Raw genomic sequence first — 19,131 nt, forward strand, 5'->3', positions numbered from 1 at the left:
GTCATACGGCGATCACGCACACGACGACCCAACCGACGAACCGGGCCAGCGCCGTGACCCCACCTTTTGCAGCAGATTGCCCGAATGACACCGACAGACGACCAGGCACCCGCCGGCACCACCGAACGCATCGAAGACGTCGACGTCACGACCGAGATGCAGGGCTCGTTCCTCGAATACGCCTACTCGGTGATCTACTCCCGCGCGCTGCCCGACGCCCGCGACGGCCTCAAGCCCGTGCAGCGCCGCATCCTGTACCAGATGACCGAGATGGGGCTGCGGCCCGATCGCGGACACGTGAAGTCGGCTCGTGTCACCGGCGAGGTGATGGGAAAGCTGCACCCCCACGGCGACACGGCCATCTACGACGCCCTCGTGCGCATGGCGCAGGACTTCACCCTTCGTGTGCCGCTCATCGACGGGCACGGCAACTTCGGCTCGCTCGACGACGGTCCCGCCGCACCGCGATACACCGAAGCGCGTCTGGCCGCCGCCGCCCTCGCGATGACCGAGGACCTCGACGAAGACGTGGTCGACTTCGTCCCCAACTACGACAACCAGCTCATGCAGCCGGATGTGCTTCCTGCCGCGTTCCCGAACCTCCTGGTGAACGGCGCGAGCGGCATCGCAGTCGGCATGGCCACCAACATGGCGCCGCACAACCTGATCGAGGTGGTGGGCGCCGCACGGCACCTGCTCGCGCATCCGGAGGCCACCCTCGACGACCTGATGGAGTACGTTCCCGGGCCCGACCTGCCCACCGGCGGAACCATCGTCGGCCTCGCCGGCGTGCGAGACGCGTACGCGACCGGCCGCGGCAGCTTCAAGACCCGGGCCAAGGTCTCGGTCGAGTCGATCACGGCACGTAAGAGCGGGCTCATCGTCACCGAGCTTCCCTACCTCGTCGGCCCCGAGAAGGTCATCGAGAAGATCAAGGACGGCGTCAACTCCAAGAAGCTCTCCGGCATCTCCGACGTCACCGACCTGAGCGACCGCCAGCACGGGTTGCGGCTCGTCATCGGCATCAAGACGGGGTTCAGCCCGGATGCGGTGCTGGAACAGCTCTACCGGCACACCCCCCTCGAAGACGGTTTCTCCATCAACAACGTCGCCCTGGTGGCCGGCGGCCCGCAGACCCTCGGTCTCCGCGAACTGCTCAGCGTGTACATCGAGCACCGCATCCAGGTGGTCACCCGTCGCTCGGAGTTCCGGCTCGCTCGCCGCAAGGAGCGACTGCACCTCGTCGAAGGTCTGCTCGTCGCGATCCTCGACATCGACGAGGTCATCCAGGTGATCCGCACCAGCGACGACACCGACCAGGCGCGCACCCGCCTGATGGACGTCTTCGACCTCAGCACCCTTCAGGCCGACTACATCCTCGAACTGCGCTTGCGCCGGCTCACCAAGTTCTCGCGCATCGAGCTCGAGAACGAGAAGTCGCAGCTCCAGACCGAGATCGAGGAGCTCGAGGCCCTGCTCGGAAGCCGGGAGCGGATCAACGCGCTCGTCTCCGACGAACTGGAGCAGGTGGCGGTCAAGTTCGGCACCCCGCGTCGCACCCTCCTCACCGAGGCTCGCCCGTCCATCGCCACGGCCTCGGCGCGCGGCAAGCTGCCGGTCGTGCTCGAAGTGGCGGATGCGCCGACGCGCGTGATCCTGTCGACCACCGGGCGCATCCTGCGTGTCGACCAGCAACCGGCGACCGGCGACGGCGAGGCGGCGATCGAGCGGATCGCCCCGCCCTCCCGCCGAAGCAAGCACGATGCGATCTTGTCCCAGCTGGAGACGACGACGCGCACCGAGATCGGCGCCGTCACCACCACAGGGCGGCTCATCCGCTTCTCCCCCGTCGACCTTCCCGCAGCCCCGGCCAACTCCATCCAGCTCGGCGCCGGTGTGAAGATCGCCGACTACCTGGCGCAGACCGACCGCTCGGAGAAGATCCTGGCCATCGTCTCGCTCGAGTCGCCCCGCTCGATAGCCCTCGGAACCCGCCAGGGCGTCGTCAAGCGCGTCACCGCCGGCGACTGGGCCAACAAGCCGGAGTTCGAGCTGATCACCCTCAAACCCGGCGACGCGGTCGTCGGTGCCGTGCAGGGCGACGACACCGACGAGCTCGTGTTCGTCGCCTCCGACTCGCACCTCCTGCGTTTTCCCGCCTCAGCGGTGCGCCCGCAGGGCCGCGCCGCCGGCGGCATGGCCGGCATCAATCTGGCACCGGATGCGCGGGTCGTCTTCTTCACGAGCGTTCCCGCCACCGAGACGGACGAGGCGGTCGTCGTCACCATCGCGGCCGGCGGCGAGACGCTGCTCGGCGCAGACCCCGGCAGCGGAAAGGTGAGCGAGTTCGCCGAGTTCCCGGCGAAGGGCCGTGCCACCGGTGGGGTGCGCTCGCACCGCTTCCTGAAGGGCGAGAACGAGGTGGTGCTCGCCTGGGTCGGTCGCGGTCCGGCGTTGGCCGTCGGCTCCGACGGCGCTGCGCGGTCCCTCCCGGAGTCCGGCGCCCGCCGCGACGCCTCCGGCACCCCGCTTGACATGGTCGTCACCACCATCGGCCGCCGCCTGCCCTGACGGCCCGCGCCGCGCCGCCGCCCCTCGCGCTCGCCCCGCGCCCGCGCCCGCGCTGAAAGCCGCCGAGTACACCCAAAATCCCCTTTTCCAGCGTTGGAAAGGGGATTTTGGATGTACTCGGCGGCTTCGCGCCGGCCGCGCTGAGCGCGAGCGCGAGCAGCGGCGCGCGGCGCGGCGCGGTCAGGCGTCGATGCGGGCGCGGGAGAGGTCGTCGGCTCCGGCGATGATGAACTCCTTGCGGGGCGCGACATCGTTGCCCATGAGGAGCTCGAAGACCTTGGAGGCCTGCTCCGCGTCGGGAACGCGCACGCGGCGCAGTGTGCGATGCTTGCGATCCATCGTCGTGGTCGCCAGCTGGTCCGCATCCATCTCGCCGAGACCCTTGTAGCGCTGGATCGGCTCCTGGTAGCGCTTGCCACGCTTCTTCAGGTCCGCGAGCACGGCCTGCAACTCCGCCTCCGAGTAGGTGTAGATGGTCTCGTTCGGTTTCGAGCCGGGGTTCATCACGATGACGCGGTGCAGCGGCGGCACGGCGGCGAACACCCGGCCGTCCTCGATCATCGGGCGCATGTAACGGAAGAACAGCGTGAGCAGCAGGGTGCGGATGTGCGCGCCATCCACATCCGCGTCGCTCATGATGATGATCTTGCCGTAGCGCGCCGTCGACAGATCGAAGCTGCGCCCGGACCCGGCCCCGATCACCTGGATGATCGCCGCGCACTCCTGGTTCGAGAGCATGTCGGAGACCGACGCCTTCTGCACGTTCAGGATCTTGCCGCGGATCGGCAGCAGCGCCTGGTGCTCGCTGTCGCGGGCTCGCCGCGCGGTTCCGAGCGCCGAGTCTCCCTCCACGATGAAGAGCTCGCTGTTGCTGACGTCGCTCGACCGGCAGTCGACGAGTTTGGCGGGCAGGGATGAGGTCTCCAGCGCATTCTTGCGGCGCTGCGTCTCCTTGTGGGCGCGCGCCGAGATGCGCGACTTCATCTCGGCCACGACCTTGTCGAGCAGCAGCGAGGACTGCGCCTTGTCGTCGCGTTTCGGCGAGGTGAATCGCTCGTTCATCGTCTTCTGCACGACCTGGGCCACGATGGCGCGCACGGCCGGGGTGCCGAGGACCTCCTTGGTCTGGCCCTCGAACTGCGGCTCGGGAAGGCGCACCGTGAGCACAGCGGTGAGCCCTGCCATCACGTCGTCCTTCTCCAGCTTGTCGTTGCCGACCTTCAGGCGGCGCGCGTTCTGCTCGATCTGCTGCCGGAGGAACTTGAGCATGCCCTGGTCGAACCCGGCCTGGTGACTCCCGCCCTTCGGCGTGGCGATGATGTTCACGAAGCTGCGCATCACCGTCTCGTAGCCGGTGCCCCACCGCAGCGCGATATCGACGTGACAGTCCCTCCGCAGCTCGGTGGGCATCATCGCGCCCGAGTCGGAGAGCACGGGAACCGTCTCGGTGAAGTGCCCCTCGCCCGTCAGACGCCACGTGTCGGTGATCGGGCTGTCCGGTGCGAGGAAGTCGACGAACTCCGAGATACCGCCCTGGTACGAGAACGTCGTCGTCTCCCCGTCGGGGCTGCGACGGTCGTCGATCGAGAGACGGATGCCCGGAACGAGGAAGGCCGTCTGACGAGCGCGGCCGATCAGATCGTCGGTCTGGAACTCGGCGCCCTTGGTGAAGATCTGCCGATCGGCCCAGTACCGGATGCGCGTGCCGGTCACTCCGCGCTTCACCTTGCCGACGATGCGCAGTTCGCTGCCCTTCTCGAACGGCGTGAACGGCGCATCCGGGGCGGGTTCGCCCGTGTCGGCGAAGGTTCCCGGCTCGCCGCGGTGGAACGACATCGCGTAGGTCTTGCCGTCACGGTCGACTTCGACGTCGAGGCGCTCGGACAGGGCGTTGACCACGGACGCGCCGACCCCGTGCAGACCGCCCGAGGCCGCGTACGAGCCCGACCCGAACTTGCCCCCGGCGTGCAGCTTGGTGAAGACGACCTCGACGCCGCTCAGACCCGTCTTGGGTTCGATGTCGACGGGGATGCCGCGGGCGCTGTCGCGCACCTCGACACTGCTGTCGGAGTGCAGGATGAGCTCGATGCTGTCACCGTGCCCGGCGAGAGCCTCGTCGACCGAGTTGTCTATGATCTCCCACAGACAGTGCATGAGTCCGCGCGAGTCCGTCGACCCGATGTACATGCCGGGGCGCTTTCGCACCGCCTCCAGCCCCTCCAGAACGGAGAGATGTCTGGCCGAATAGTCCGAGCTCGCCACGAGCGCTCCTTGCAAGAAGTCGAGGCGCCGCGGGTTGCTGTGAATGCCGGCGCCATGCCACCTTCCAGCCTAAGCACTTCGCAACGCCGCTCCTGTCACCGACACCCGCCTGGGTAACAGCTACGCGTTGAGCGAAATAGCAGGCAAATCACGCAGGGTTCCCTGCAGAACGTGGTTCTATATAGATACCGAGTTCACCGGTTGCGATCTGAAAGGAGCATCACATGTCGACGATCACCACGGAGAACGGTGCGGTTGACGAGCTCGCATCGGGGCCGCAACTGACGGCGGCCGACCGTTGCGACAGCTGCGGCGCCCAGGCGTACATTCGCGTTGTCGTGAACAACGGAGAGCTCCTCTTCTGCGCTCACCACGGCAAGAAGCACGAGGAGAAGCTGTCGCAGATCGCGCACAGCTGGCACGACGAGACTGCACGTCTCTTCGAAGACCAGCGCGCGTAACCGCCAGCACTCGCTCAACGAAGTCCAGCAGACGATGACGCCGCAGGCGACGGGTGTGCGCAGGCACGCTCACGTCGACCTCGGAGCAATCGTCGGCAATGTCGTTGCCTCCGCCGCCGCTGGTTCCACCCTCACCGACTCGACCGCCGATCTCCGCGCCGACGCGTATGGTCACGGGCTACTGCCCGTGGCACATGCGCTGAAGGATGCGGGGGTCGGCGGTTTTCTCGTCTCCCGGTACGAGGATGCTGCGGCTCTGGCCGATGCGGGGATCCACGCTGTCTCCGTCGGGACGATCTCGGCCGGGCACGCGCCCGGGCCGCTGATCGGTCCGGAGATCTTCGGCCTCGACCCCGCGCATCCGGCTGCCCCCGCGCTCACCCTGGTCGGCGAGGTCATCGCCGTGAAGCGGGTCGGCGCCGATCGTGGCGTGTCCTACGGCTACACGTACCGCACAGCCAAGCCGACCACTCTCGCGCTCATTGCGCTGGGGTTCGCCGACGGCATCCCCCGCGTGGCCACCAACAAGGCACCCGTGCGGATCGGCGACTTCACCGGCCGGGTGACGGGCCGCATCGCGATGGACCAGTTCGTGGTCGACCTCGACGGAACGGACGCCGCGCCCGGCGACCGTGCTGTGCTCTTCGGCGATCCTGAGAACGGCGAGCCCAGTATCCTCGACTGGGCGGACGTCATCGGGATCGCCGCCCCGGTGATCACCAGCCGTCTCGGCCGCCGCATCGAGAGGGTGTACCACGCGTGACGATCACCGATGCCATCGCAGAGCCGCTTCCACAGGCCGTCATCGACCTGGCGGCGCTGCGCCACAACGTCTCCGCCCTCGCCACGCTGATCGCTCCCTCCGAGGTGATGCTCGCCGTCAAGGCCGATGCGTACGGCCACGGGTTGCTTCCGGTCGCCCAGGCGGGCCTCGAAGCCGGTGCCACCTCGCTCGCCGTACTCGAGATCCCGGCCGGGCTGGTGCTGCGCCACGCCGGGGTGACCGTGCCGTTGCTCGCCTGGCTGCATGGAACGCAGACCGACTTCCGCGCCGGGATCGAGGCCGATATCGAACTCGGCATCTCGGCCCGCTGGCAGCTCGACGCCATCGCCGCTGCAGGCGCCGACCGGCCCGCTGTCATACACCTGAAAGTCGACACCGGCCTCAGCCGAAACGGCGCCACCGTCGAGGAATGGCCAGGACTGGTCGAAGCGGCCCTCGAGCTTCAGAGACGCGGTGTCGTGCACATCCGGGCCGCCTGGTCGCACCTCGCCGACGCCTCGATGCGCGACGACGAAGCTGCACTGGCGGAGTTCCGCCGCGCGGTGCTGGTCGCCGAGGAGCTCGGCGCCACCTTCGAGGTGCTGCACCTCGCGGCGAGCTCTGCTGGCATCCGGATGCCAGAAGCCCGCCTCGATCTGGTTCGTTTCGGCATCGCCGCGTACGGCATCTCGCCGTTCGACGACAGCACCGGCGCCGAGCTCGGGCTGGTTCCGGTCATGCGCTTGGAGGCCCCGGTCACCGAGGTGCATGTCGGGGGAACCGGTCATGCCAGGCTCGGCATCGGCTTCGCGGACGGCCTTCCGACGCTGGGAATCGCCAAGGCGCACGTCGCCATCGGCGGGATCCGCCGTCAGGTGGTGTCGGTCGAGGCCGATTCGATGCTCGTCGATGTCGGCACGGACCGCATCCGGGTCGGTGACACGGCCATCGTCTTCGGTCCCGGTGTCAATGGCGAACCGATCGCCGAGACCTGGGCCGACTGGGCGGAGACGATCGGAGACGAGATGGTCACCGGTGTGTCGTCCCGCGTTCCCCGCGTCTACATCGGCTGACCCGGCGCCGACCCGCACCCGGATGCGTGGTCAGAGTCGTACGCCGAGGCGGTCGGCGATGGCACGCCGGGCGTTCGCCGCGTAGCCGTCGACGGCGCGGACCTCGGCGACGGCGGTCAACGACCTCGAGTCCCCCGAACGTTCGAGCGCTGTCGCGAGGATGCGGTCGGCCAGCGCCGGGTTCATCGGCAGCACGGGACCGTGCAGGTGGGTTCCGATCGCAGCGGCGACCTGCACTCCCTCACTCCGCTCGGAATCGCCGTTCCCGGCGCCGCTCAGAACGGTCCCCAACGGCTCGTCGCCCTCGAGAATCGTCCGCCCGGAGTGGTTCTCGAAGCCGGCCAGCACACCGTCCGCCGTGCGGACGATCATCTCGCCGACCTGGCGTGCAGCGGTCAGCTGCGCGCGGGACGGGAAGACCCCCGCGCCGGGGAGCCGCTCGCCATCGGCCGTCACGATCTCGGAGCCGAGGAGCTGCCAGCCGCCGGCGATCGCCAGGATCGGCACGCCCGCATCCCGCCATGCTCGAAGTGTCGGAGCGATGCGCTGAACGTCTTCCAGGACCACGCGCTGCGAGGAGAGCGGGCCGCTGCCGATGTGGACGATGTCCACGTCGTCGGGAAGTCCGTCGCCGACCTCGTGGTGCAGCACTTCGGCGTCGATTCCGCGCCACCGGGCGCGCTCGACCAGAGCGACGACGTTGCCGACGTCACCGTTGATCCCGAGCTCGCGGGGGTACAGGTGCAGGATGCGCAAACCGGTCATCACTCGCCGCCCTCCAGGTCGAGGAAACCGAGGTGCTTGCGGATGAGCATCATCTGCTCGTAGTTCACGATCATGGTCTTGGTGCCGCGGGTCGGCTTGGGAAGCTCGAGGAAGGCGGTCAGAGCGGGCAGCAGCTCCGGCTCGACGGAGCCGACCGGGATCCCTGCATAGGCGAAGCGCGTGGCGAACTGCCAGGCCTTCGTGCCCGAGACCATGTCGACGCGATCGAGCTTGGAAAGGTCGATGTCGTACACCCACGATGGATCGGGCGTGCCCTCGTCGACAGCGACGAATACCTGCTCGGGCGCCTCGTCCAGGTAGTCGAGGTTGAGCTGGAGGCTCGGCGGGTTCTTCATCATGATGATCTCGATGTCCTCGTCGCCGACCCTGAGGGTCTCACCGCGACCGTAGACCGTGCGAAGAGATGACATGGCTCGCACAACGGCGTCCGCGCTGAAGCGGTCGCCGAGCACGCGGCGCGCCGTCGCCGTCGCACCGGCAGCGTCGACGGCGTAGTGCAGGCCGCGCGCGGGCAGTGCGATCTCGAAACCCTCGCCGGCGACCTCGAGCCGGGCGGTGAGCGCGTTCAGCTCGCTGACGCGCACGAGCGGAGCCGGCGCGTCGGAAACGGCGGCGCCAGAGAAATCCTCCACGTTGGCCAGACCGTTCGGGGAGGCGGCGATGAGGTCGGGCGCGACGGCGAACGTCGCGACGTCCCTTCCCTCCGCTGCCAGTTCCGCCCCGACCCGCGCGAGGCTGTCGTCATCGGCGTTGACCACGACGAAATCAGAGGACGACGCACCGATGGAGCGGAGCATCCCCACCACCCGGGTGGGTTCGAAGAAGCGGTTGAGCTGGTCGATCTGCACGTTGAGCAGGAGGGAACCGCGAGGCTTCAGCAGGGTGGCGAGGTCGACACCGTACGCCTCATCGACCTCGATCACGCCGACGTCCCCGCGCACGTAGCCGTCGAGCGGAACGGTGGCGAGTAGCGCCGAGGCGATGCCCTGCGGCAGATTGCCGCCGGAAGGATTCGTGAAGACGGTCAGGCCATGCTCTCGAAGGATGCCCGCGAGCATGTTCGTCGTGGTCGACTTGCCGTTCGAGCCCGACACGAACACGAGGCCGAGCGGCAGCCTGCTGACCGAACGCTCCAAGAATTTCGGCGCGATCGCGAGGGCGACCCGGCCGGGAACGGCCGAGCCGCCGCCGCGCAAGCGCAGCAGCCAGCGGGCGAAGCGACCTGCAACGACCGCCAGCCTGTAGCGCACTCCTTCGGCCTACTCGAGGTAGTCGCGGAGCGACTGCGAGCGGGACGGGTGGCGCAGCTTCGCCATCGTTTTCGACTCGATCTGGCGGATGCGCTCACGCGTCACGCCGAACGTGTCACCGATCTGGTCGAGCGTCTTCGGCATCCCGTCGCCGAGACCGAAGCGCATGCGGATCACGCCGGCCTCGCGCTCGGAGAGCGAGTCGAGCAGGCTCTCGAGCTGCTTCTGCAGCATCGTGAAGCCCACCGCGTCGGCCGGAACGACCGCCTCGGTGTCCTCGATCAGGTCGCCGAACTCGCTGTCGCCGTCTTCACCGAGAGGAGTGTGCAGCGAGATCGGCTCGCGGCCGTACTTCTGCACCTCGATGACCTTTTCCGGGGTCATGTCGAGCTCGCGGCTCAGCTCCTCGGGCGTGGGCTCGCGGCCCAGGTCCTGCAGCATCTGACGCTGGACGCGCGCCAGCTTGTTGATGACCTCGACCATGTGCACGGGGATGCGGATGGTGCGGGCCTGGTCGGCCATTGCGCGGGTGATCGCCTGACGGATCCACCAGGTGGCGTAGGTCGAGAACTTGAACCCCTTGGTGTAGTCGAACTTCTCGACGGCACGGATGAGGCCCAGGTTGCCTTCCTGGATCAGGTCGAGGAACTGCATCCCGCGACCGGTGTAACGCTTCGCGAGCGAGACGACCAGACGGAGGTTCGCGCCGAGCAGGTGGCTCTTGGCACGCTGACCGTCGCGGGCGACCCAGCGCAGTTCGCGCTCGAGCTCCTTGGGCATGTTCGGCGTGTTCGCGAGTTTGTCCTCGGCGAACAGACCGGCCTCGATGCGCATTGCGAGCTCGACCTCTTCGGCCGCGTTCAGCAGGGCGACCTTGCCGATCTGCTTCAGGTAGTCCTTGACCGGGTCGGCGGTGGCGCCGGTGATCGCGGTCGAGTAGACCGGGATGTCGTCGTCTTCGTCGACCGCGCGCAGTACGAGCGCTCCGGTCGGCAGAGGCTCGTCGGCCGCGGCCGGCTTCTCGGCCTCGGTGTCGGAATCGCTGTCGTCATCGGTCTTCGCCTCGACCTCGTCGGTCTCGGTCTCCTCGACCTCTGCCACCTCGTCCTCGTCGATCTCGACGGCCTCGTCGTCGCCGACCTCGTCGTCGTCGCCCTTCGCGGCGCGACCCTTGGGTTTAGCGGCCGCCTTCTTCACCGGAGCCTTCTTGGCCGGAGCCTTGCTCGCGGCCGGCTTGGCCGCGGTCTTAGCCGCCTTCGGGGCGGCGGCGGTCTCGTCGAGCTCGGGTTCGGCTACGGCCGTTCCCGACTTGACGGAACCTGTTGCTGCACGGGTTGCCATGTGAACACCTTTCATACCAAGCAGTAGGGGCCGAGATTCGTGCGCCTGGGCCTGGCTCAGGTTGCGTGCGGACATTACTAAGACCCATGTCAAGTCCTGGGTCTGCGCGCCGGGCATCATAGATGCTCCGTGCCCCTGGATATGAACGGGTCCGAAAGTCAATTATTGCACGAAACGGCAGTGCCCCCTTACCACTCTTCAGTGGCCGCGTCTCCTCCACGCTGCGCTTAATGCAACCCAGAGGGGGGCCACTTCTATTCCCTCTTCTTCGGAGAGACGGCGGCGCGTCCGGCGCCGCGCGTGGATCAGGAACCCGACCCCGATGCCGACGATGACGTATTGCACCACGAACGCCCACTGGAAGGAATCGAGCGCATACAGGTCGGACGCTCCCCCGGACGCGATCCGGATCGAGTTCTCCCAGTCGAGGAGGACGCCGATCAGGAACATCATGACGAAGCTGGCGAGGAATCCACCGACGTTCACGATGCCGTTCGCCGATCCCAGGCTGCGCAGCGGGTTGAAGGTGCGGGCGAAGTCGAAGCCGATCAACGAGCCGGGACCGCCGATACCGATCGCGATGAGCAGCAGGATGAGCAGCCAGAACGGTGGAGTCCCCGGCCAGAGCAGCATCAACGCCCAGACCACGCCCATCAGTGCGACGATCCCGAGAACGAGGTTGCTGCGCCGCAGCGGGTATCGCGCGGTCAGCAGCCCGAGGATCGGTCCGGAGATGAGGCCCGCGACGACGGAGACGATGAGCAGCCCGGATGCCTCGGCCGGGTCGATCCCGAGCGCGTAGACCATGAACGGGACACCCCACATCAGGCTGAACACCGTTCCCGACGACTGCGTGACGAAATGCGACCAGAAGCCGAGCTGCGTACCCGGCCGGGCGAGGCTGACCCGGAGCTGACGGAGCGACTCCCCCCAGGTCGCCGGCCGTGGGCCCTCATCCGAACCGACCGGCCGGTCTGTGATGACGGCGACGATCCCGATGAAGGCGACCACCGAGAGGGATGCTGCGCTCAGGAACGCGGTCGTCCAGCCCGACTGGTGCAGGATGATCGCGAACGGCACGGCGGAGAGCACCTGCCCCAGCTGCCCGATGTTGCCGATCCACTGTGAGAGCTGAGGCACGATCTTGCCGCGGAACCACGAGTTCGTCAGACGCATGAGCGAGGTGAAGACCGTCGCATCCCCTGCCCCGACCAGAATCCGCCCCACGATCGCGACCCCGATCGAAGGCGCAATCGCCACGGTCACCTGCCCGACGATCATGAGGGCTGTTCCGACGGCCATGAGCCAGCGCGATCCGACACGGTCGATCAGAACGCCGACCGGGATCTGCATGGCCGCGTAGACGATCAACTGGACGACGGCGAGCGTCGAGAGCACAGAGGCCGTGCTGTGGAACCGTTCGGTGGCCGCCACACCCGCGACGCCAATGGTCGTGCGCTGTGTGACCGCGACCAGGTAGGCGAAGACGCCGACTCCGTAAACGAACCAGGCGCGACGCGAATTCACTCCACAAGCGTATTACTGCGGGCGGAGGCGCCCTGCCGCATCAGCTCGAGGTGGGGCCGTTCTCTTCGTCGCCGTGGCGGCGGAAGGCCAGGAAGTTCTCGAGTTCCGCCGCGATCTCGTCAGCCGAGGGGAGCTCACCGTCTTCGTCCGTCAGCGGCGAGCGCAGCTGATTGTCTTCCATGTAGCTGTCGTGTCGCTCCTCGAGCGTTCCGACCAGCCGGCCGAGCTCGGCGTTGCCGGCTACCTGCTCGTCGATGTTCGCAATGAACTCGCGGTCTTCCTGGCGCAGTCTGTCGGTCGGGAAGATAAGGCCCGTGGCCGCGCTGATGCTGTCGAGGGCGGTGATCGCCGCGGCCGGGTACTCCGTGTCGGACAGGTAGTGCGGAATGAGCAGGATGAAGCCCGCGATCGGATACGACAGCTGCTGCAGGCGGAATTCGAGCAGGTGCAGCGCGTTGGCGGGCACCTGCGTGTGCGGACGCCAGATCGACATCGTCTCGATGAGGTCGGCGCGGTTGCCGCTCACCGTCACACCGATCGGTCGGGTGTGCGGAACCGGCATCGGGATGGCGTGCACCCACGTGACGCTCTTCACCTTCAGGGTGTCGATCAGCCCGAGCACCGCCTGGGTGAACCGTTCCCACTGGAAGTCGGGTTCGAATCCGGAGAGCATGAGGAACGGCTGGCGCAGCTCGTCGTACGCGAGGTAGAGCTTGAGCGTCGCGGGCTGGTAGTCGGTCAGATGGTCCTGATCGAAGTAGATGATCGGCCGACGCGCACGATAGTCGAGCAGGATGTCGGCGTCGAAGGTGGCGACGACCTCGTTGTCGAGGGTTCCGAGCAGGTAGCTGCCGAGCTGGCTCACGCCCGAACCCGCGTCGGCGAAGCCGGTGAGGCCAGCGACCAGGTTGAGACCTTCCGGCACCTCGGCGAGGGCCGGATTCAGGTCGTACAGTTCGGCAGGATCGTGCATCTTTTAACTCTAGGCCGACGCCCGCGCGAGAATCTTGCGAACGCCCTGCGAAGGCACACGCCCACAGCGAACAGCCAGCCACAGCCGATCGGACGACTAGATTCGAGAGCATGACGGTTCCTTCCCTCTCGCTGACCACCGCATCCCTCCCCTCCTCTTCTTCCGGCGTCGTGCTGATCGGTGCGCGCGTCGTCGACGGCTCCGCGGTCGTCTTCCCTCCTGACGGATTCGAGTCCGTGCCCTCTCAGCTCGACGCCGTCGGGTTCGGCGGAGGCAGGGATGAGCTGGTGCGTCTGCCCGGCGCGCCCGGCATGCCTTCGATCGCGGTCATCGGCATCGCCGACGCACCCGACACCGACGCGCTTCGCTACGCGGCGGGATCCGGCATCCGGCAGCTTGCCGGAACGCCCGCTGTCACCGTGGCCTTTCCGACCGAGCGGGACGACCAGCTCGCCGCGGTGCTCGAGGGCGCGGCGCTCGGCTCGTACGCCTTCACGTCGTACCGCGAGGCCTCCCGGGCGGCAGTGAAAGAGCCGGTCGAGACGATCGAGGTGCTCGGCGAGGCCACGTCTGACGGCGACGCGCTGATCGCCCGCGCCGCGGCCGTCGCGGGTGCCGCCTCCCTGGTGAAGGACCTCGTGAACACCCCGCCGCTCGACCTCTATCCCGAGACCTTCGCCCAGGCGGCGCGTGACGCGGCGGGTGGACTGCCTGTCGAGATCACGGTGTGGGACGAGAAGGAGCTCGCCGAGCAGGGCTTCGGCGGCATCCTCGGGGTCGGCCAGGGCTCCGTCCGCCCCCCGCGACTGGTCAAAGTGAGCTACTCCCCCGCAGGCGCCGCAAAGCATCTCGCGCTCGTGGGCAAGGGCATCACCTTCGACACCGGCGGCCTCTCCCTCAAGCCGCCGACGGGCATGGTCGGGATGAAGTACGACATGACCGGCGCTGCGACCGTTCTCGCCGTCACGCTCGCCGCCGCGACGCTGGCGCTGCCCGTTCGCGTGACCGCGTGGCTCTGCGTGGCCGAGAACATGCCCTCGGGCTCGGCGATCCGCCCGAACGACGTGCTGCGCATCCGGGGCGGCCGCACGGTCGAGGTGCTGAACACGGATGCGGAGGGCCGTCTGGTGATGGCCGACGGGCTGGTCGCAGCGAGCGAAGAGCACCCCGACGCCATCGTGGACGTCGCCACGCTCACCGGGGCCGCACTCGTCGCTCTCGGTACGCGCTACGGCGCAGTGATGGGCGACGACGACCTCGTCGACCGGGTGGTCGGCGCAGCCAAGGCGAGCGGAGAGCTGCTCTGGCCGATGCCTCTCCCCGGCGAGCTGCGCGCGACGATCAACTCGGACGTCGCCGACATCGCGAACGCGAATCCGGGCAACACTGCAGGCGGGATGCTCCTTGCAGGCGTCTTTCTGCAGGAGTTCGTCGGACGCACAGCAGACACGGAGGATTCACCACGCATCCCGTGGGCGCACCTGGACATCGCCGGTCCCGCCAAGGGTCCGGCGTCACCGTTCGGATTCACGGGCAAAGGACCGACCGCGGTGACCGTGCGCGCCCTCATCCGGTTGGCCGAGGACTTTTCCCGACAGTAGTAAGGTCGTAGAGGCAAGAAAATCTTGCCGTTCAACGCCTGCCCACGTCTGACAGATTCGGGGCAGGGTCGTGTCACGAATCCTGATGCGCGAGGGAGTAGCTGGGTGTCTGAGCAGAACTTTGACATTGTGGTGCTCGGTGGTGGAAGTGGAGGCTACGCAGCTGCGCTGCGTGCGGCCGAGCTTGGTTTCACTGTCGGCATGATCGAGAAAGACAAGGTCGGAGGCACCTGCCTGCACCGCGGTTGTATCCCCACCAAAGCGCTGCTGCACGCGGCCGAGGTGGCCGACTACTCCCGCGAGTCGTCCAAGTACGGAATTCTCACCGAGTTCCAGGGCATCGACATCAACGGCGTCACCGAATACCGCCAGGGAATCGTCGCCAAGAAGTACAAGGGCCTGCAGGGCCTCGTCAAGGCGCGCAACATCACGGTCATCGAGGGTGAGGGTCGTCTGACCTCCCCGACCACCGTGCAGGTCGGCGACGACACCATCACCGGCAAGAGCATCGTTCTGGCCACGGGCTCGTACTCGCGGTCGCTTCCCGGCCTCGAGATCGGCGGCCGCGTGATCACCAGCGAGCAGGCCCTCGAACTCGACTTCGTCCCGAAGAAGGTCGCCGTGCTCGGCGGCGGTGTCATCGGCGTCGAGTTCGCGAGCGTTTGGAAGTCGTTCGGCGCCGAGGTGACCATCATCGAGGCTCTCCCGCACCTGGTCCCCAATGAGGACGAGTCGATCAGCAAGTCGCTCGAGCGCGCCTTCCGCCGCCGCGGCATCGACTACCGTCTCGGCGTGCGGTTCGCGGGCGTCACCCAGCACGAGAACGGTGTGGTCGTCTCGCTCGAGAACGGAGACACCGTCGACGCCGAGCTGCTGCTCGTCGCCGTCGGCCGTGGGCCGGTCACCGCGAACCTGGGCTATGACGAGGTCGGCATCACGCTCGACCGCGGCTTCGTCATCACCGACGAGCGTCTTCACACGAACATCCCCGGCGTCTACGCCGTCGGCGACATCGTCCCGGGCCTGCAGCTGGCACACCGCGGCTTCCAGCAGGGCATCTTCGTCGCGGAGGAGATCGCGGGCCTGAACCCGATCATCGTTCCCGACGTCAACATCCCCAAGGTCACCTACTGCGACCCCGAGGTCGCATCTGTCGGTCTCACCGAGGCGAAGGCCGCCGAGCAGTACGGCGCCGACAAGATCTCGAGCTACGACTACAGCCTGGCCGGCAACGGCAAGAGCGAGATCATCGGCACGAGCGGCACGGTCAAGGTCGTGCGTGTCAACGACGGTCCCGTCGTCGGCGTGCACATGATCGGCGCACGCGTCGGCGAGCTCATCGGAGAAGCCCAGCTCGTCGTCAACTGGGAGGCGTACCCCGAGGACATCGCACCGTTCGTCCACGCGCACCCCACCCAGAACGAGTCGCTCGGCGAGGCGTTCCTGTACCTGGCAGGCAAGCCGCTCCACACCCTCTAAGTCCGTCGGCCGTCGACGCGACTGCAATAAGCTACTGAACGAATTGGTTTGAAGGAGACAAGCTCATGAGCGAATCCGTCAGCCTCCCGGCACTCGGCGAGAGTGTCACGGAAGGCACGGTCACCCGCTGGCTGAAGAACGTTGGCGACCGTGTCGAGGTGGACGAGCCCCTGCTCGAAGTCTCGACCGACAAGGTCGACACCGAGATCCCCTCGCCCGTCGCGGGCGTCATCGAGGCGATCTTGGTGCAGGAGGACGAGACGGTCGAGGTGGGCACCGCGCTCGTGACCATCGGCGACGGATCCGGTGGCGGCGAGGCTCCGGCTGCTCCGCAGGAGGAGGCCGCGCCCGTTGCGGCGCCGGCCGAAGCCGCACCTGCCGAGGCTGCGCCCGCTCAGGCGGCGCCCGTCGAGACTGCACCCGGTCAGGCGGCGCCGGTCGAAGCGGCACCCGCTGTGGCGGCAGCGCCCGCTCACCCCGAGGCCGCCCCGGTCCAGACCGAGGCTCCGGCTCAGCCCGTTGCAGCTCCGGCTCCCGCAGCGGAGGCCCCTGCTGCCCCCGAGGCGCCGGCAGCTGCCCCCGCAGCGCCCGCACAGGCTGCGGAGCCCGCCGTCGCGGAGGCCGCACCGGTTGCTGCTCCCTCGCACGCCGCGGCTCCCGCACCGGTTGCCGAGGCTGCTCCGGCTGCCGCTGCCGCACCCGCTTCGACGGGTGGCGCACACGCCGGCAACGCCGGCTACGTGACCCCGATCGTTCGCAAGTTCGCCAATGAGCAGGGCATCGACCTGTCGACCGTCACCGGCACCGGTGTCGGCGGACGCATCCGCAAGGAGGACATCCTGTCGGCCGCAACGCCGGCAGCCGCTCCTGCTGCGGCGGCCCCGGCCGCGGCTCCTGTCGCAGAGGTCTCCCCGCTGCGCGGCACCGTTCAGCCGATGTCGCGGCTGCGCAAGGTCGTAGCGGAGCGTGCGGTCGTCTCGATGCAGTCGTCCGCTCAGCTCACGTCCGTGGTAGAGGTCGATGTCACCAAGGTCGCTGCCTTCCGCGACAAGGTGAAGGGCGACTTCCTGGCGAAGACGGGCGTGAAGCTCTCCTTCCTGCCGTTCTTCGCTCTGGCCGCCGCCGAGGCGTTGAAGACCTACCCCGTGATCAATGCGACGATCGACGGCGACACGATCGTCTACCCGGACCACGAGAACATGTCGATCGCCGTCGACACCGAGCGCGGCCTGCTGACCCCGGTGGTCCGCAACGCCTCCGAGCTCGACCTCGCCGGTCTGGCCACGGAGATCGCGGACCTCGCCGCGCGCACGCGCGACAACCGTCTGAAGCCGGACGAGCTCGCCGGTGGCACGTTCACGCTGACCAACACCGGTTCGCGCGGTGCCCTGTTCGACACGCCCGTCGTGTTCCTGCCGCAGGTCGCTATCCTCGGCACCGGCATCGTGTCGAAGAAGCCGCTGGTGATCACCGCCGACGGAACCGAATCGATCGCAATCCGTTCCACGGTGTACCTCGCCCTGTCGTACGATCACCGCATCGTCGACGGTGCCGACGCCGCTCGCTTCCTCGTCGCGGTCAAGAACCGTCTCGAGGGTGGCGACTTCGAGGGCAACCTCGGCGTCTAGTAGCGGTAGACCTCCCGCAAGCGCCAACCGGCCTCGCTCCTGACCATCAGGAGCGAGGCCGGTCCGGTTTCAGCGTGCCCCTCCTCAGAGGTCTCCCGTGCGGTCGGCGGTGTCACCGAGAGGAGAACCGCGTCTCCCCACTGCTGTTCGAGCCCGAGCGCGAATCCCCGAAGATCACGCTCGTCGGCCGCACCCGCCGTCTCCAGGGCTGCCGAGTCGGACAGGAACAACGGCGAGCCGACCTGCACACTCGCTTCCAAGCACCGGGTCACCGGGCGCTCAGCCACGAAACAGGCGTGTCGTGTGCGGAGCAGACCTTCGGCCGTTCGAATCGGATCGTCCGAGGTGTCGCCCGCGTCGTCTGCCGATTCCGGCGCTGTGCTCGGTAGGGCGCGGGACTCCGTCTCCGTCTCCTTCTCGGCCCGCGCCAGTTCGTCGGCTTCGGGAGTGCGCGGGCCCGTGGGCGAGACGGCTGTCGGGGAATGATCGGCCCCGCCCTGGCGGCCAGGATCATCGGGCGCCGGCAGGAGGGCGAGCACGACCGCAACGGCCGCGACCGGCGCCAGCGCGAATGCGATGACCTTCTTGCGTGTGCGCGCCCACGCCCTCATGGCGCCCACGAGGGCGGCGACCGGATGCCCGTCGACGAGCATCCCGAGACGGCCGTCGACGGGCTCCGCAGCATCCGGCTCGGCTGCCCGATAGGGCAGGAGCACAGCCTCCGGCTCCGCCGCACCGATCAGGGCGTGAGCCACACCCTCCCACCCGGACACGCCGAGGGCTCCGCGCACCGCGGCCAGCATCCGGGCGCCCTCCCCTCGCGCGACCGACCCCGACACCTTCTCCGCCAGCTCCAGGAAGGCGGTCCGATCGTCGTAGACGGACCGCAGCGATACAGGCCGCGCATTTTCGAGCGAGGCGATCGCCGGGCATCCGTCGCGTCGGAAGACCACGCACTGAGTCGTCAACGCGCCGTGCGCCCACCCGCTCCGATGGAGTGCCTCCAGCCCCCGTGCCACGGACAGCAGAATGGTCGAAGCCTCACCAGCGCGAATGCTGTCACGCCGTTCTAGCAGCACCTCCAGGTCGCCGCCCGGAGCGTGTTCCAGCACGAGGGCCGGTGGCGGCCCGCCGCTCGCGCGCCCCCGGCGACCTGCCGGGGGAAGCACTTCGATCAGTTTCAGCACGTGCTCCGATCTGGTCGCCCGGAGTGCCTCGATCTCGGCGATCGTCGCCTCCCGCTCGGGTGCGCCCGCCGCACGGACGCACAGCTGCGCCGGCTGCGGCGAGCCGCTGAGGGAGACGAGCTGCCGCAGCTCACGGTCACCGTGCGACAGCGTGCGGAGCACCTCCCAGCCGTTGCGCAGGGCGAGGGCGGATGCACGGCGAGCGAGGCTCTCGATCGATGTGGTCATG

At 68.1% G+C, this 19,131-nt stretch carries 14 protein-coding genes; 7 read left to right on the plus strand and 7 right to left on the minus strand.

Annotated features, from left to right (window positions below):
* The first annotated feature begins 84 nt into the window (after positions 1-84).
* Positions 85-2,571, plus strand: coding sequence for a DNA topoisomerase (ATP-hydrolyzing) subunit A (locus ACFVV0_RS15445; protein WP_387064849.1), 2,487 nt, complete (start codon positions 85-87; stop codon positions 2,569-2,571).
* 180 nt (positions 2,572-2,751) lie between these two features.
* On the opposite strand, the gene ACFVV0_RS15450 is transcribed toward ACFVV0_RS15445, so the two are convergent.
* On the minus strand, positions 2,752-4,833 hold the full coding sequence (locus ACFVV0_RS15450; RefSeq protein WP_387064851.1) for a type IIA DNA topoisomerase subunit B: 2,082 nt from the start codon (positions 4,831-4,833) through the stop codon (positions 2,752-2,754).
* A 224-nt stretch (positions 4,834-5,057) separates the two neighbouring features.
* Between ACFVV0_RS15450 and ACFVV0_RS15455 the strand changes: the two genes are divergently transcribed.
* Genes ACFVV0_RS15455 through alr form a run of 3 tightly spaced genes read left to right on the plus strand, consistent with a single transcriptional unit; the run spans position 5,058 to position 7,130 of the window.
* Positions 5,058-5,294, plus strand: coding sequence for a hypothetical protein (locus ACFVV0_RS15455; RefSeq protein WP_387064854.1), 237 nt, complete (start codon positions 5,058-5,060; stop codon positions 5,292-5,294).
* Between the two features lie 55 nt (positions 5,295-5,349).
* Positions 5,350-6,057, plus strand: a complete 708-nt coding sequence (locus ACFVV0_RS15460; protein ID WP_387064857.1) for an alanine racemase C-terminal domain-containing protein — start codon at positions 5,350-5,352, stop codon at positions 6,055-6,057.
* Positions 6,054-7,130: an alanine racemase gene (alr, locus tag ACFVV0_RS15465; protein ID WP_387064860.1), complete on the plus strand. Its 1,077-nt coding sequence runs from the start codon at positions 6,054-6,056 to the stop codon at positions 7,128-7,130. The genes ACFVV0_RS15460 and alr overlap by 4 nt, the downstream gene beginning before the upstream one ends.
* A gap of 30 nt (positions 7,131-7,160) precedes the next feature.
* On the opposite strand, the gene ACFVV0_RS15470 is transcribed toward alr, so the two are convergent.
* The 5 genes from ACFVV0_RS15470 to ACFVV0_RS15490 all read right to left on the minus strand — a co-directional run bounded on the left by ACFVV0_RS15470 (position 7,161) and on the right by ACFVV0_RS15490 (position 13,007).
* Entirely contained in the window at positions 7,161-7,895 is a 735-nt protein-coding gene (locus tag ACFVV0_RS15470; protein WP_387064863.1) for a type 1 glutamine amidotransferase, read from the minus strand.
* On the minus strand, positions 7,895-9,166 hold the full coding sequence (locus ACFVV0_RS15475; protein WP_387064866.1) for a MurT ligase domain-containing protein: 1,272 nt from the start codon (positions 9,164-9,166) through the stop codon (positions 7,895-7,897). The genes ACFVV0_RS15470 and ACFVV0_RS15475 overlap by 1 nt, the downstream gene beginning before the upstream one ends.
* Before the next feature lie 9 nt (positions 9,167-9,175).
* Positions 9,176-10,507, minus strand: coding sequence for an RNA polymerase sigma factor (locus ACFVV0_RS15480; protein WP_387064869.1), 1,332 nt, complete (start codon positions 10,505-10,507; stop codon positions 9,176-9,178).
* Between the two features lie 198 nt (positions 10,508-10,705).
* Positions 10,706-12,034, minus strand: a complete 1,329-nt coding sequence (locus tag ACFVV0_RS15485) for a nitrate/nitrite transporter (RefSeq protein ID WP_387064872.1) — start codon at positions 12,032-12,034, stop codon at positions 10,706-10,708.
* 40 nt (positions 12,035-12,074) lie between these two features.
* Positions 12,075-13,007 (minus strand): proteasome assembly chaperone family protein, encoded by a 933-nt coding sequence (locus ACFVV0_RS15490; protein WP_387064874.1) that lies wholly within the window; start codon positions 13,005-13,007, stop codon positions 12,075-12,077.
* A 110-nt stretch (positions 13,008-13,117) separates the two neighbouring features.
* Between ACFVV0_RS15490 and ACFVV0_RS15495 the strand changes: the two genes are divergently transcribed.
* The 3 genes from ACFVV0_RS15495 (at position 13,118) to sucB (ending at position 17,715) form a co-directional block, all read left to right on the plus strand.
* Complete coding sequence (locus tag ACFVV0_RS15495) at positions 13,118-14,608, plus strand: leucyl aminopeptidase (RefSeq protein WP_387064877.1); 1,491 nt, start codon at positions 13,118-13,120, stop codon at positions 14,606-14,608.
* Positions 14,609-14,713: 105 nt separating this feature from the next.
* On the plus strand, positions 14,714-16,087 hold the full coding sequence (gene lpdA, locus ACFVV0_RS15500; protein WP_387064880.1) for a dihydrolipoyl dehydrogenase: 1,374 nt from the start codon (positions 14,714-14,716) through the stop codon (positions 16,085-16,087).
* A gap of 65 nt (positions 16,088-16,152) precedes the next feature.
* Positions 16,153-17,715 carry a 2-oxoglutarate dehydrogenase, E2 component, dihydrolipoamide succinyltransferase gene (gene sucB / locus ACFVV0_RS15505; RefSeq protein ID WP_387064882.1) on the plus strand — a complete coding sequence of 521 codons (1,563 nt, stop codon included), beginning with the start codon at positions 16,153-16,155 and terminating at the stop codon, positions 17,713-17,715.
* Here the strand turns inward: sucB and ACFVV0_RS15510 are convergent.
* Positions 17,712-19,130 carry a protein kinase gene (locus ACFVV0_RS15510; protein ID WP_387064885.1) on the minus strand — a complete coding sequence of 473 codons (1,419 nt, stop codon included), beginning with the start codon at positions 19,128-19,130 and terminating at the stop codon, positions 17,712-17,714. The genes sucB and ACFVV0_RS15510 overlap by 4 nt on opposite strands.
* Position 19,131 lies beyond the last annotated feature (1 nt).

The sequence above is a fragment of the Leifsonia sp. NPDC058230 genome (genome assembly GCF_042882245.1).
Classification (GTDB): Bacteria; Actinomycetota; Actinomycetes; order Actinomycetales; family Microbacteriaceae; genus Leifsonia.